This window comes from Isachenkonia alkalipeptolytica (genome assembly GCF_009910325.1).
Taxonomy (GTDB): domain Bacteria; phylum Bacillota; class Clostridia; order Peptostreptococcales; family T1SED10-28; genus Isachenkonia; species Isachenkonia alkalipeptolytica.
The window spans coordinates 190,013-203,979 of record NZ_SUMG01000001.1 but is presented as its reverse complement, the minus strand read 5'-3'; the positions used below and the strand labels follow the sequence as shown (position 1 = coordinate 203,979).

Sequence of the window (13,967 nt, the reverse complement as noted above, 5' to 3'; positions counted from 1 at the left end):
TTGATGAAAACATTCACAGCGATCGTTTCGGAGGTAGTCAGGTTCCCACCCTTAATGTGGGGACCATTAATTGGATTCAGATTCCCGAGGATCTTCCCTTTCGTTTTCAGGGCTCCGAGCCCCACCGGCTAATAGAATAACTCTTCAAAAATGTCTTACTAACTTAATGTAAAAAAGTGTACCAGAGGGTCCGACCCCTTGGTACACTTTTTTCCTTTTAGTGCTATTTATCTTCTATCCTTTAAGTTTTTTTGCAATGCCTGCGATATAGCGGCCTTGATACCGAGCGCCCTCCAGTTCATTTTTTGAAGGCATACGGGATCCGTCGCCATCGGCGATGGTGGATGCGCCATAGGGAGAGCCTCCGCTGATTTCTTCAAGGGTGGTTTGACCCTGGAACGTATAGGGAAGGCCAGCTATAATCATACCTTGATGAAGCATGGTGGTATGAGTACTAAGGATGGTAGATTCCTGACCACCGTGTTGGGTTGCGGTACTGGTAAATACACCGCCGACTTTCCCGACTAATTTACCTTCCGCCCAAAGGCCTCCGGTGGAATCCAGGAACTGTCGCATTTGTCCGATCATATTTCCAAAACGTGTGGGGGTTCCGAAGATAATGGCATCGGCATTAGCCAAATCATCGGGTGTTGCCACCGGCAGGGTTCGAAAACTCTTCTGAGCTTCCATGGCTCCCATTTTTTCAATCACTTCATCGGGTAGAGTTTCCGGCACCCGCATGATTATCCCTTCTGCGCCTTCAACTTGTTCCACCCCTTCTTTCACCGCCTGGGCCATTTTGTAAATGTGTCCGTACAAAGAATAAAACGGTATTACTACTCTCATTGATATTCCTCCTTCTTTTTTTGTTTATTCATTTTATTTTACCGGAATAGATCCGGTGATAACCAACCTAGTATGTTAGATACCCGAAAGAGATTATCGCAAACATATAATGAGAATAATATTCAATTAAAAAATCATCGGGACTTTTGACAAGGTCAAGTGATCTTTTCCACTTCTTCAATAAAGATGTCCACCAGTTCCGGATCGAAGGCCTTACCCTTTTCCGATACCATAATGGCTTTTGCTTCCTGAGGATTTAAGGCCTTTTGGTAAGGCCGGTCATGGATAAGATTTTCATAAACCTCCACAATGGAAAGAATCCGAGCCCCTTTGGGAATTTCTTCTTCTTTCAGCCCCTGGGGATAGCCGGTGCCGTCCCTCTTTTCATCGTGATACAACACCATTTCCGCAATGGCTAGGGTTTCATTGGTGGTATTTAAAAGCTGATAGCCCACCTCCGGATGCCTTTCCACAACCCGCATCTCCTCAGGCTCCAACATTGTGTTTTTTATTAAAATTTTCCGGTCCACACCGATTTTCCCGATATCATGGTAGTACCCCGCCAATTTTAAATTTTCCTGCTCCTTATCGCTATAATCCATGACTTCTCCGAATAGCTTGGCCAGCTTTGCCGTGTTTTCCCCATGACGTTTTTCCCAGGGAATCATATCAAAAACCGATTCCATAATACGACCCAGGGTTTTACGTTTGTATTTCGAGCTGTCCTCGGTTTTTCTTCGATACATCCGCTCTTCTGCCCGCTTAAATATGTCCTGAACACTCATCTCCTGTTCAAATTTTGTTGCATACCCCATAGATACGGAAATAGGAATTCCCGAAAGGTTTTTCTTGGCCAATTGTTGCTCAAAACGTTTTTGAAAGGCTTTTAACTGGGTCTGATCTGTATTGGGCATCATCACCACAAATTCATCTCCCCCTATACGGGCGGTCACATCATTGCCACGACTCTCTCCATCCAGAAGTTGAGCCACGGTGATAATTAGCCGGTCCCCGGCCTCGTGACCGAATCCATCATTAAAGAGTTTCAATCCGTTAACATCCACAATCACAATGGACAGGGGCAGATTTCGAGGATTGTCTAAGCGCTTCAGTTCCTCTTCGAAAAAGCGACGGTTATAAATCCCGGTTAGTTGGTCATGATAGCTAAGGTGCAGAATATTTTTCTCCGTTTCCTTTCGCTCGGTGATATCCGTTAAGAAATTCAGGGAAGCGGGGCTTCCGTTCCAGGTAATCTGTATGCCCTTGGATTCCAGCCAGCGAAGGCTTCCGTCCTGGCGTACAATACGGAATTCTTCAGTGATTTGGTCCTTTAAGCCCTGTACCCGTTGAAAGTGAAGTTCTTCTACCCGTTTCCGATCTTCAACATAAATCAGATCTCCAATGTTTTTATCCTGTAACTCCTCTCCAGAAATCTTCAACATATTCTGAAGCATGGGGTTCCATATTTTAATTTTCCCCTGTTGCAACACCGCAATGCCCTCCACTGCATTTTCAAAGAGCAATCGATATTTCTCTTCGCTTTTCTTAAGGGACAGTTCCATCTCTTTTCGCTTGGTTATATCCGTATCAGTGCCCCGTAACCAATCACATTTCCTTTTCCGTCATGGATGGACAGACCGTTGGTGATGGTGTATACGGTATGACCATTTTTATGGAGTTGTCGCACTTCCCGATTTTTAATTTTGTCCCCCTTTGCCATAACCATAAATCCAAAGTTTTTCATTTTTTCCCTGTCCTCAGGGTAAAGCTCATCATAAAAAGTTCGTTTGCCGATCATTTCTCCGGGGGTATATCCTAAAACCTTTTCCACCGTGGGATCCACATAGGTATGGAGGCCTTCACGGTCCACCTCCCAGATGAAGGTGCCGCTCTGCTCTGACAGCTGTTCATAACGTTCCTTAAAACGCTCCAGTTCTTCCTTCATTTTACTGAGTTCCCGATTACGCCTTCTTTGCCGAACCACCAGCAGAATAAACAAAAGCATGGGAAGAGTGAGAATTCCTAGGGTTTCCAAGGGGGTATAATTTGGTTGTAACATGGGAATTGTGCGTACTGCGTCTGGGATAGCCAAAGGAATCTCCTCCTGTGTTTTTTTCTACTATACAGTTTATAAAACTTTAAAGCCTAATAGCAACCACTATTTATTGTTCTAAGGGCTCAATACTGAAAAGTCCATGCATCAGGTCCTTTGGAATGGTTTTCGTCATGTTTTCAAAGAGTTCAAAGCCTTCCACCTGAAAGGCCCGGATTGGGTCTTGCCTTCCCATGGCCCGCAGATTCATGTCCTGGCGAAGTTCTTCCATAGCCTCTAAATGCTCCGACCACTTCCTATCGATGATTTTCAGCAGCAAGATCCTTTGCATTCTTTCGAAAGACTCTTCCCCCATTTCTTTTTTTCGTTCAAGATAGGCCTTCGAGGCCTTCTGAATCAAATGACCTTTCAAATCCTTCTTCGTAAGATCCTCTACATTGCTGAATACCAGCTGTTCCTTCGGTAAAAAGCTGTTGCTGAGGGTCTCGGCCAACCCTTCTAAATCCCATTCTTCAGGAAACACACTATTGGCCGTATATTTATCGATTTCTTCATTGATGGCTTTTTCCATAAGGTTCAACACATGCTGTTTGATGTCCTCTTCCGTCAAAACTTTTTCCCGCTCGGAGTAAATCACCTCCCGCTGTTTCTGTATCACCGCTTCAAAGTTTCGTACATAACTTCGAAGGGAAGCATTCTTCTCCTTCATTCGCTGTTGAACGTATTCCATCATTTCACGGACTTTGCCGTTTTCAATAGGCTGCCCCGCTTCTACGTTGATACTGTCTTTAAAGTGTTCCATTTCCTCTTCGGAAAACACATCCAGCAAATCATCCCCTAGAGATAGAACAAACTCCACCGTTCCTTTACTCCCCGCATTTTCCGCCATTTTTATCAGATGCCGGTCATTCCTTTTTAACATATAGCGCTCGGTACTGAGAATATGAATGTTTTCCGGTAAGAATTCTTCCACTCCCCGGGATACAGGATTGACCACCAGCATCATCTCCTGATTTTCCAATGCTTGTTGTACAAACGCCTTTTCCTTACTATCATCCTTTAATAAAAGACTGCGATAGGACACTCCCTCTCCATCTAAATGTTCCATCAACAGTTCCGCTTTTTCGTCGCTGCGAAGGGATACCAATAAGGGCTCAGAAGATCCCGCTCTTTGTTTCAGTTCCTCTAGGATGGCTTTTCGTTTTTCTTCAAGAGTTTTATAAATTCGAACCGGGGGTTCTTCTTCGGAATTCTTCGATGCTTTTTGCTCTCCGATCTTTCGGGTTTCCATACCGTAAAGATCGGAGAACTCCGGCTGGTCCCCTCCATCAAAGTCCACTAAGGCGCTTAAATTCTGGTAGTTGGAAAAATAACTGCGCAGGGTGATACTGTCGATAACCTTTTCATCCTGTTCAAAAATACCCACAGGCCGTGTGCCTTGATCCAGAAGAACCAGATCGGCTTTTTCCACAATGGCGAAGGACCGGACAGGCTGTCTTCGCTCTTTTGCATCCAGAACTTTCTGATCCTTTAGATAATCATAAATAAATGCTCCGGAGGTGCCGAAAACCACATTCTTTTGATAGACTTCCTGTCTTTCTTTGTTGCTTTGACCACGACTGAGAAGACCGGCGGTAAAACCCAAGGCTTCATAAAGACTTTGAAGCTCCTCAAAACGACGGGAGGCTACGGCTTCATTGATGGAAATAACATGTACCCTTTCCCCTCGGGAGGCTTTAAGATAGGTAGCTAAGGCCATTCCTTGAAATCGGGATTCCCGATCAGAATTTACCACCACCTGTCCCAGGGTAAGGGCTGTAGCAGTTTCAATCGCCGGTTCCTTAAAATCCTGGTCTACGACCTCTTTCCAAGCTTCTTCAAAGGACCGAAAGTCTTCCCTTGGCTGTTTTACTTCTTCCTTGGTTTTAACAGTGGAACCTCCGAAGAATTTTTTAAGTAAATTTTTCATAGTACACCTCGATTCATTTTTTTGATCTGAACATTTTTCCATGTTCTCTCTATTAGTAATTCGATATCTCTGCTCAAGATTCCTGTTTACTTTTAATTTTTTTTCAAAAAACCCTAAAAGCTTTTAGCTTTCAGGGTTTTTAGGAACTATTCATCCTGGGTTATTGTATTCCTGAGACTTAGAAACTTTCTTCAAATCCTTTGGTTTCCTCGGGACCTTTGGGGTCCAGATTTTCAAAAGCGGTAGAAAGCATCAGTTTAATTCGGTTTAATTGATTAACTTCACTGGCACCGGGATCGTAATCGATGGCCACGATATTGGTCTTCGGATTGCTTTTCTTTAATGCCTTAATCATACCCTTTCCAGTGATATGATTCGGAAGACAGGCAAAGGGTTGCATGCATACTATATTGTCCACGCCATGTTCAATAAGCTCCAACATCTCGGCGGTTAAAAACCACCCCTCCCCCGTTTGATGACAAAGAGACAGATGAGGTGCCGCCAGTTTCGCCAGCTCTTCAATAGATGCAGGAGGAGTAAAACGCTTACTGTCTCTCAAGGCCTCAGTCATGGCCTTTCGCATAAATTCAATAGCGCTGATGGCGGTTTTTGCCATCATAGCGTTTTTCATGGAACCCGACAGATATTCCCGTCTAATCACGCTGTTATAGGAGGAATAGGCGAAAAAGTCCATCAGGTCCGGCATAACCGCTTCCGCTCCTTCTTTTTCGATCATTTCCACAATATTGTTGTTGGCTGTGGGATGGAATTTCACCAGAATCTCACCAACAAGGCCCACCTTGGGTTTTTGAATATCCGATAGGGGCAGTTCATCAAAATCCTGAACGATATCCCCTACATTTTCCTTGAAACTTCTGCCGGTTTTTCCTTCAATGGATTCGGTACAGATTTTCCTCCATTTTTTATACAATTCGTTGGCCGAACCGGGCACCGCCTCATAGGGTCGGGTTTTATAGAGTACCCGCATGAATAGATCTCCGTAAAGCACCCCTTCCACCAGTCGTTTTAATAGCTTGGGGGATATTTTAAAACCGGGATGTTTTTCGATTCCCTGGGCGCTTAGGCTGATTACAGGGACTTGACTCATCCCTGCTTCATATAGAGCCTGACGAATAAAGGCGATGTAATTGGTGGCCCGGCATCCCCCTCCGGTTTGAGAGATGATCAGGGCGGTTTTATCCAGATCATACTTTCCGGAGTTCAGGGCCTTCATCATTTGTCCCGTTACCAGAATCGAAGGATAACAGGCATCGTTGTTTACATATTTCAATCCTTCATCAATGGCCTTGGTATCGATGGCAGGGAGAAACTCCACATTATAGCCTTCCGACTGCAGAGCGGGCTCTAGAAACTGAAAATGGATCGGCGACATTTGAGGGACCAGTATGGTATGGGTCTTTTTCATCTCCTTGGTGAAAAGAACCTTTGGAATGTCCGGTTTTTCTTCGATTGCCGGCACGGATTTTTTGTCCCGCTGCTCCACAGCGGCAAACAAGGAACGCATGCGAATTCGTGCAGCTCCCAAATTATTGATTTCGTCAATTTTTATCAAAGTGCTTAGCTTATTTTTCCGTTTTAAAATATCCGCTACCTGATCGGCGGTTACGGCATCCAATCCGCAACCAAAGGAGTTTAGCTGTACCAGCTCCAAATTTCTATGCTTCGTTACGTACTCGGCGGCGTCATAAAGACGGGTATGATACATCCACTGATCCACAGAATTTAAAGGTCTCCCCACCCGTTCCAAATGACTGATGGCATCCTCGGAAAGAACTCCGTATCCGTAAGAGGCGATCAGTTCCGGAATTCCGTGATTGATCTCGGGATCGATATGATAAGGCCGCCCCGCCAATACCACGGCTTTTTTATTCTTTTCCTCCAGCCATTCCAGGATCCGCTCCCCTTCCCTACGCACCTTCTCTTTGTAGTGCTCTAGCGCTTCATAGCCTTCCTTCACAGCTTTTGTCAGTTCTCCTCGAGGGATATTCTTATGGGCGAATACCTCCTGGATCCGTTTGATCATTCGCTTTTCGTCATCTAAGGGTAAAAACGGATGCAAATACTCCACATCCTCCTCATGGAGCCGGTCCACATTGGCCTTGATGGTTTCGGGATAGGAGGTGACCACGGGGCAGTTAAACTGATTATCCGCCTCAGGGTTCTCCTTAATATTAAAGGGGATGGAAGGATAAAAAATCATATCCACCTTTTTATTCAGTAAATCTTCGATATGTCCGTGTACCAGTTTTGCAGGGTAACAAACACTCTCCGAAGGAATGGTTTCCATACCCAGTTCATAAATTTTCTTAGTGGAATGCCCTGAGAGCTTCACTTGATAACCCAGACTGGTAAAAAATCTTGCCCAGAAGGGAAAGTCCTCGTACATATTCAGTACTCGCGGCAGTCCGACGATACCCCGGGTTTGGGTTTTTTCGGTTTTCGGGATTTTAAAGACTTCCTTGAGCTTATAAGCGTAGATGTTGGGCATGGGCTCTTTATTGCTCACCACATTGGAACCCCGTTCGCAGCGGTTCCCTGTAATATATTGACGGCCGTCGGAGAAATAATTGACGTTCAGCTGGCAGTGATTATTACATAGTTGGCACCGTTTATTTTCCGAAAGCACTTTAAATTCATCCAGCTGTTCCCGGCTTAAAAACGTACTTTGAAATTTAGGATCCCGATTGTCCTTGGCAATCAAAGCGGCTCCGAAGGCTCCCATAATTCCGGCGATATCCGGTCGAACCACTTCCTTTTCCGCAATCCGCTCAAAGGCACGAAGAACGGCGTCGTTATAGAAGGTGCCACCCTGAACAACAACTTTTTCGCCCAAATCCTTCTTAGACCGCATGCGTATTACCTTAAACAGGGCGTTTTTCACCACGGAGATGGCAATTCCTGAGGAGATATCTCCGACGCTGGCCCCTTCCTTTTGGGCCTGCTTTACCCGGGAGTTCATAAATACGGTGCACCGGGTCCCAAGATCCACCGGGTTTTCTGCAAAAATTCCCAGTTTTGCAAATTCCTCCACTTCATGATTCAAGGCATTGGCAAAGGTCTCCACAAAAGAGCCGCATCCCGAGGAACAGGCTTCGTTTAACATTATGGAGTCTACGACTCCGTCATGGACCCGAAGACTTTTCATATCCTGACCGCCGATGTCTAAAATAAAATCCACACCGGGCATAAAATAGTCCGCCGCCTTGGAATGGGCCACAGTTTCAATAATCCCGTGATCTACACCCAGGGCTGCCTTTAAGAGCTGCTCTCCGTAACCGGTTACCGCACTTTGAGCAATGGTTGCGGTTTTTGGCATCTCAGCATAGAGCTTTTGTACCGCTTGCCGTGCGATTTGCAGTGGATTGCCGTGATTGGAACTGTAATGGGAAAATACCAGTTCCTTGTCTTCGTTCACCGCCGCCACCTTTAAGGTGGTAGACCCGGCATCAATGCCAAGGTAAAGCTCCCCGGTAGCTTCCGCTAAGGGCCGTTTTTTCACCTGGTTTTTGCTGTGCCGCTGTTTAAAGGCTTCATACTCCTCTTCACTGCCAAACAGTGGTTCTAAACTTTCTGCAATATCCTTGCTTTCACAAAATAAATTAGGTATTCGATCGTATAAGCATTTCGGTTCCATGGTTTCTTCGTTAAAAGCTGCATAAGCGGCCCCCATTGCTACAAAATACTGAGTATCCTGCAACTTCACTTCATCCTCGAATCGCAGATTTAAGGTGGAGCGAAAACGTTCTTTCAATTCCGGCATAAAGGTTAATGGACCACCTAAAAAAGCAACCTTTCCCCGGATGGGTTTTCCGCAGGCCAAACCTCCAATGGTTTGGTTTACCACGGCTTGTAGCACCGAGGCGGCAATATCCGATTTGTTGGCTCCCTCGTTTAACAGAGGTTGAATGTCGGTTTTCGCAAATACCCCACAACGGGAAGCGATGGGATATATGGTTTGATGCTTTGTGGCCAATTGATTAAGCCCTCCTGCATCGGTTTTAAGTAAAGAGGCCATCTGATCGATAAAGGCTCCGGTCCCTCCGGCACAGGTGCCGTTCATCCGCTGTTCGATACCATTGGTGAAGTACATGATTTTCGCATCTTCTCCCCCAAGTTCAATGGCCACGTCGGTTTCTGGGGCTAAGTGTCCAATGGCTTTGCTGCAGGCGGTTACCTCCTGAATAAAGGGGATGTCCAACGTCTCCGCAAGCCCAAGGCCGGCAGAACCGGTGACGGTAATGCGGAGTTCCCGTTGATTAAAAGTCGCCTCCATGTTGTTAAAAAGCTCATTCACCGTGTTTTTTACGTCGGAATAATGACGTCGGTAATCTTTAAAAACCGTTTCCCTTTCTTCATTGAGAACAACAGCTTTCACCGTTGTGGATCCCACATCTAAACCGATATTTAAGACCTTATTCATACGCTCTCACCCCATCATTAATTTTAATGCTTAGTCTTTTAATACCCCTTAATTCTTGCTTGAATTTTCAAGCTTTTTATTTTTTTCATATTGTACTTTATAATCTCTGAACAATATTTTACCATAAAGTCTCTTTTTTAAGAATAGTTATTATTCTCCTTTTCCTGTGTTTTAATCCTTTGTAACAAATGACTGTTCACTCATACCCAAAGTTTTACTAAATAACCAGGCACTTTACCTTTTCACCAAATAACTTGCCGGTTATTAGGATGTATACCCATTTACGCGTAAATTAATTACTGGAAAAACCACCGAAGATTTTTCAGAATCCTCGGTGGTCTTTAAGCTTTTATTTCTTTGGGGTTTCATGTTCTCTTTTCATATCCCGCTGCAATCGTAAACCGAACTGACTTTGAATAATTAACAGCACACAGGCCAGTAATATAAAGAAATTTATGGAGACGAGGGAGAGCAGGTCAAAGTATCGTTCATGGAATATCATCTCCTTATGCATGAAAAAAGCGTAGCTGGAGACCATAATACTTAAGACCCCTGCTATGGTTATGACCTCCTGTTCCTGATAAATCCCTAGAATAAACAATGCGATATAAATGGTAAGGTAGGATAGCAACCCCGGAGTAAACTCAATAAAGACGAATACGGTGATGAAGATTCCAGCAATTCCTAAATATTTTACGGAGTGAAGCATTTTATTGGTGTAGACCAGATAGGACATAATCAGAGCCAGTCCTCCGATCACACCGATAATCAGAGTCCCGGCAATAGGGTCCCGAACACTGAGTAAATTATTTAAAAAAGCTAAAAACCCGGCGATCCATAAAAGCTGTACCACAACCCGGTTCTGTTTTTTCAGTATTTCTGTTCGATCCATGAAAGCACCTGCCTTTTTATTCAATTGATATTCTCTCCTTCGGATGATCGGTAGTTTTCAGAGTTTTATGTCTGCTTAATTATTATACCATAAGCCTTCCGAATACACTATATTATATTTGTACTGAGGCTCAGATTTATCCTGTGAATGATAGCCCCGGGATTTGGCACGACACCATAACTCTAGGACCAGGAAAGGTGTCCTCATGAAAGACTTCTTACCTAAGAACAATGGAACAAAGGAAAAAAAGACAGGAGACTTATCCACCTGGGATAAGTCTCCTGTCTTTTTTTATTCCACTCCTTGGTATAAGTGGCCCTTAGTCATTTCCTCTTTTTTCATCCATCGAAGAAGATCCTTGATCTCATCGGTCAAACCTTCCTTGAGCACCCTGCGGTGAAGTTTCACGATTTTTTCCACTTCTCCTGAGGACTCTTTCACAAAATTCAGTCGAAAGTACCCTATCCCTGCTTGTTCTAGGACTTTCAGATCCTCAAGCAAAAAGTGCTTTTTACAATGATAAAGTTCAACATAACAGTGATTCCGGCGAAGCAGAGGAAAGTGCTCACCCATTCTGTCCACCAGGCTGTAATCCCCTTCTTTGCAGGCGTTACAGTGTTTCTGAAGTCCCATTACCGTACTTATGGGACAGTGCTTCAGCCCCATCACCGGCAGGTGCCCATAGCCGAAAATTTCCGTGGCCTTCGTCTCGAACTTCATCTCTTTGATTTTAGCTAACGTCAACTCCGGAGAGAGGGTGATCCGGGAAACCCCCTGTCTTCGATAAAATTCATAGGAGCGGTCATTGACCACATTTAACGAAAGGTCCCCCGTCAATGCAACCCCTTCAAACTCCGGGATATGGCCGAAGGATTGAACCAATACCCGGGAGGGCCTTTCCTTGGAAATTATTTTTTTATAAGTATCCAGTTCCTTCCCCGTGGCGGCCCCATAGACCTCCGGAATAAAATCCCCGGAAAAGTTTTTCCCCTCGACCATTTCAAAGGCCTCTTTCAATGTTTCCAGTTCTTTATAGTAAATGGTCTTCCCTTGTAATTCCAGCAATTTATCCAATTGCTCCAGGTTTGCCGCACTATAGGTAAGTTCTATCGACCAAGGATTCCCGGACTCTTGGCCTTCCACCGGTGTTTTTCTCTTAGGTGACTCTTCCTTTCCATCGGTTTCACCGGCAATAATATCTCCGCCGTTTAAACTTAGAGAGGAGAAATCCCGGCGATATCGCTGTATTCGCTCTTCACTAAGCTTTTCCACCAGATCCCGGCGCAACTCATTGACTGCCCTTGCAGGAATAAACAATTCCCCTTGAAGGTCCACATCAATACGCCTCATATTATACGGCGTGCCTCCCAGTTTAGAAAGTTGCTTTTGAAGCCCCTGAATCGTAAGGCTTTTCCCCCTGGCTTTCTCAGGAACCTCTGTACTCTCCATCAGAACTTTTATTTTTCCATCGGTGAGCATCCCCCGAAGAGGAAGCCCTTCTCTAAATGTGAACTCCCCGGTAATCGGAATTTCTAAAAACTCCTTATGATACGTCTGCCGGGCCTCTTTCATTAAAACCTCATCAAAGGTTTTATAAACCGGCTCTCCTTTCGTTACCCGGTGTTTGAAATTAACTTCACAGGTTTTTCCCTTGGAACAGTGTTTTACCACTTTCCCCCGGTCCTCCAGTCGCTCCACCCGGCCTCCCACCGTTCCTTCCCGGCGTTGCAGCTGGATTTCATCGTTATGGGACAAATCCCTTTCCAGAGCGATGGCGATTTTTTCCGAGGAACGATCCTGTTTCAGCACTTTTCCGATATAGATCCCCCGGTTTCCAGGAATCTTCAGGCTCATAAAATCTTTACCCGGGTCATCGAATAAATGCCCTTTGGTAAACCCTCGATTGAATATGGTCAGATCTTCCAAGGCTTTTTCAACGTCTTTTCCTCTCAATTCATCACCGTAGGAGGCCCGGATCAGCTGTCGGTATACTCGAACCACGGTGGCCACGTACTCCGGCTTTTTCATCCGCCCCTCAATTTTCAGAGAATACCCTCCGGCTTCAATGACGGCGGCAATATTTTCAGCGGCGGCAAGATCCTTGGGACTCAGGAGATAATCTCCCTTTTCCGAGGGAATTTCTTTATTCGAATCCTCATTATACAGGGTGTATTTTTGTCGGCAGGGTTGGGCGCAACTCCCACGGTTCCCGCTTCGACCTCCGATCATGCTACTCATTAAGCACTGTCCCGACACCGAGATGCAAAGTGCCCCGTGGATAAAAACTTCCAGCTCCACATCGGTCTCCTTTTTTGCCCGGCGAATCTCCTCTAGAGACATTTCCCGGCCAAGAACCACCCGTTTTACCCCGAGGGACTCTAAGAAGCGAATATCCTCCACGGTTTGTACCGACATCTGGGTGGAACAGTGAATATCCATTTCCGGATAGGTCCTCCGGATAAAGGATAGGACTCCCATATCCTGTACGATCACGGCGTCCACACCGATGCCGTAATAATAGTCAAGGGTCTCCTTCAGCTTTTCAAACTCCTGATTAAACAACAGGGTGTTTACGGTGACATACACCGAAACCCCCCGCTCATGACAGTAATCCAAAGCTGATAAAAGCTCCTCCTTAGAGAAGTTGGCGGCAAATTTCCGGGCACCGAACTCCTTTCCCGATAAGTAGACGGCGTCGGCCCCGTTTTGCACCGCCGCCTCTAAGGCCTCCCGCCTTCCCGCCGGGGCTAAAATTTCATAAACGGGAGGCTTTTTCCCGCTTTTCTTTCCTGCATTCAATCGATCCTTCATCAATGAATCCCTCATTTCTTAACACTCAAACCTACACTCGAACCTTAACGCATAAAACTAATTTCTAATTTTTCCAAAAGGACCTTTGCCTATAAGTTATAAAGGATATTCATAAAGATAAACATTCGGAGGGAGTTCCACTTCCCTTTCCCCTTTCATATGAAAGCCCAGCTCCTGAAAGATCGGGTTGTACTCTGACTTCGGCAGGGTCATGGTTTTTATCAATTTCCCCGGTTCTTTTTCTCCCAGGGCTAAAATCAGCTGTTTTACCCCTTCCCTCCCGCCGGCGTAAAAGAGTAGCCGCAGGTCGTCGCTGTCGTGATCATAAACTAAGAGATCCTTTTCCTCTTCGGTGACGAGAATTTTCCCTTCCCGGTGAAGTTTTTTCAGGATCCTTTCCTCGGCGGGAAGAAACTTCCACTTGCTCCCGAACAAAAACCCGTGGTGTCGATAAAACTGGGGAAATTCCCGTAATTTCTCATAGGGATTTTGGTCCTTGGAAAGGAGAGAAATCCTTATTTCAGGTTTTACCCGGGGCAATTTTTCACAGAGAATAAAGTTCAACTCCGCTTTTCGAAGGAAGCCGTGTTTTTCTCCCGAGCGAATACTACCTACCGCTTTTCGGTGGCAGGCAAAACGCAGAGACCGGGGGTTGGTTTTTTTCGCTTCTTGGATCAGTTCACCTGTTAATAGATTCGCATAACCCCTGCCCCGATATGCCTCCTTTACCCTCAGTCCCTCCAGCCAGTAATCGATCTTTGTTAAATAACTCATCTTGGCAAAGGCCCGGATTTCCCCGTCCTTTTCCACCACCAAAATCTTGCCGCTTTCCGGATCCAGCCAGCTATCCACGGTTCGAAGGATAAAGTCGTTTCGCTCCCACACGGTTTTGGATATTTCCAGTATCTGTTCTTTGTCTTCGTAGATTCCCTGTCGAAGGGTTTCTTCCATTTTC

The 13,967-nt window shown here is 45.3% G+C and carries 8 protein-coding genes; all 8 read right to left on the bottom strand.

Annotated elements, in window-relative coordinates; genetic code table 11:
- Positions 1-234: 234 nt before the first annotated feature.
- Entirely contained in the window at positions 235-846 is a 612-nt protein-coding gene (gene wrbA / locus ISALK_RS00950) for an NAD(P)H:quinone oxidoreductase (protein ID WP_160718362.1), read from the bottom strand.
- Between the two features lie 155 nt (positions 847-1,001).
- Complete coding sequence (locus tag ISALK_RS00945) at positions 1,002-2,408, bottom strand: HD domain-containing phosphohydrolase (protein WP_160718361.1); 1,407 nt, start codon at positions 2,406-2,408, stop codon at positions 1,002-1,004.
- Between the two features lie 14 nt (positions 2,409-2,422).
- The gene (locus tag ISALK_RS00940) at positions 2,423-2,938 is read right to left on the bottom strand and encodes a PAS domain-containing protein (protein ID WP_160718360.1); all 516 of its coding nucleotides are present in this window, start codon (positions 2,936-2,938) and stop codon (positions 2,423-2,425) included.
- A gap of 70 nt (positions 2,939-3,008) precedes the next feature.
- Positions 3,009-4,868, bottom strand: a complete 1,860-nt coding sequence (locus ISALK_RS00935) for a preprotein translocase subunit SecA (protein WP_160718359.1) — start codon at positions 4,866-4,868, stop codon at positions 3,009-3,011.
- Positions 4,869-5,046: 178 nt separating this feature from the next.
- The gene (locus ISALK_RS00930; RefSeq protein WP_160718358.1) at positions 5,047-9,309 is read right to left on the bottom strand and encodes a 2-hydroxyacyl-CoA dehydratase; all 4,263 of its coding nucleotides are present in this window, start codon (positions 9,307-9,309) and stop codon (positions 5,047-5,049) included.
- A gap of 349 nt (positions 9,310-9,658) precedes the next feature.
- The gene (locus ISALK_RS00925) at positions 9,659-10,201 is read right to left on the bottom strand and encodes a hypothetical protein (protein ID WP_160718357.1); all 543 of its coding nucleotides are present in this window, start codon (positions 10,199-10,201) and stop codon (positions 9,659-9,661) included.
- A 291-nt stretch (positions 10,202-10,492) separates the two neighbouring features.
- Positions 10,493-13,012: a U32 family peptidase gene (locus tag ISALK_RS00920; protein ID WP_160718356.1), complete on the bottom strand. Its 2,520-nt coding sequence runs from the start codon at positions 13,010-13,012 to the stop codon at positions 10,493-10,495.
- 96 nt (positions 13,013-13,108) lie between these two features.
- A complete protein-coding gene (locus ISALK_RS00915; protein WP_160718355.1) occupies positions 13,109-13,963 on the bottom strand; it encodes a GNAT family N-acetyltransferase in 855 nt (284 codons plus the stop codon).
- Positions 13,964-13,967: the final 4 nt, after the last annotated feature.

Excerpts from the sequence above, each read along its gene's own strand:
- wrbA (WP_160718362.1), bottom strand. The coding sequence starts at position 846 with ATGAGAGTAGTAATACCGTTTTATTCTTTGTACGGACACATTTACAAA.
- ISALK_RS00945 (WP_160718361.1), bottom strand. The coding sequence starts at position 2,408 with ATGGAACTGTCCCTTAAGAAAAGCGAAGAGAAATATCGATTGCTCTTT.
- ISALK_RS00935 (WP_160718359.1), bottom strand. The coding sequence starts at position 4,868 with ATGAAAAATTTACTTAAAAAATTCTTCGGAGGTTCCACTGTTAAAACC.
- ISALK_RS00930 (WP_160718358.1), bottom strand. The coding sequence starts at position 9,309 with ATGAATAAGGTCTTAAATATCGGTTTAGATGTGGGATCCACAACGGTG.
- ISALK_RS00925 (WP_160718357.1), bottom strand. The coding sequence starts at position 10,201 with ATGGATCGAACAGAAATACTGAAAAAACAGAACCGGGTTGTGGTACAG.
- ISALK_RS00920 (WP_160718356.1), bottom strand. The coding sequence starts at position 13,012 with ATGAAGGATCGATTGAATGCAGGAAAGAAAAGCGGGAAAAAGCCTCCC.
- ISALK_RS00915 (WP_160718355.1), bottom strand. The coding sequence starts at position 13,963 with ATGGAAGAAACCCTTCGACAGGGAATCTACGAAGACAAAGAACAGATA.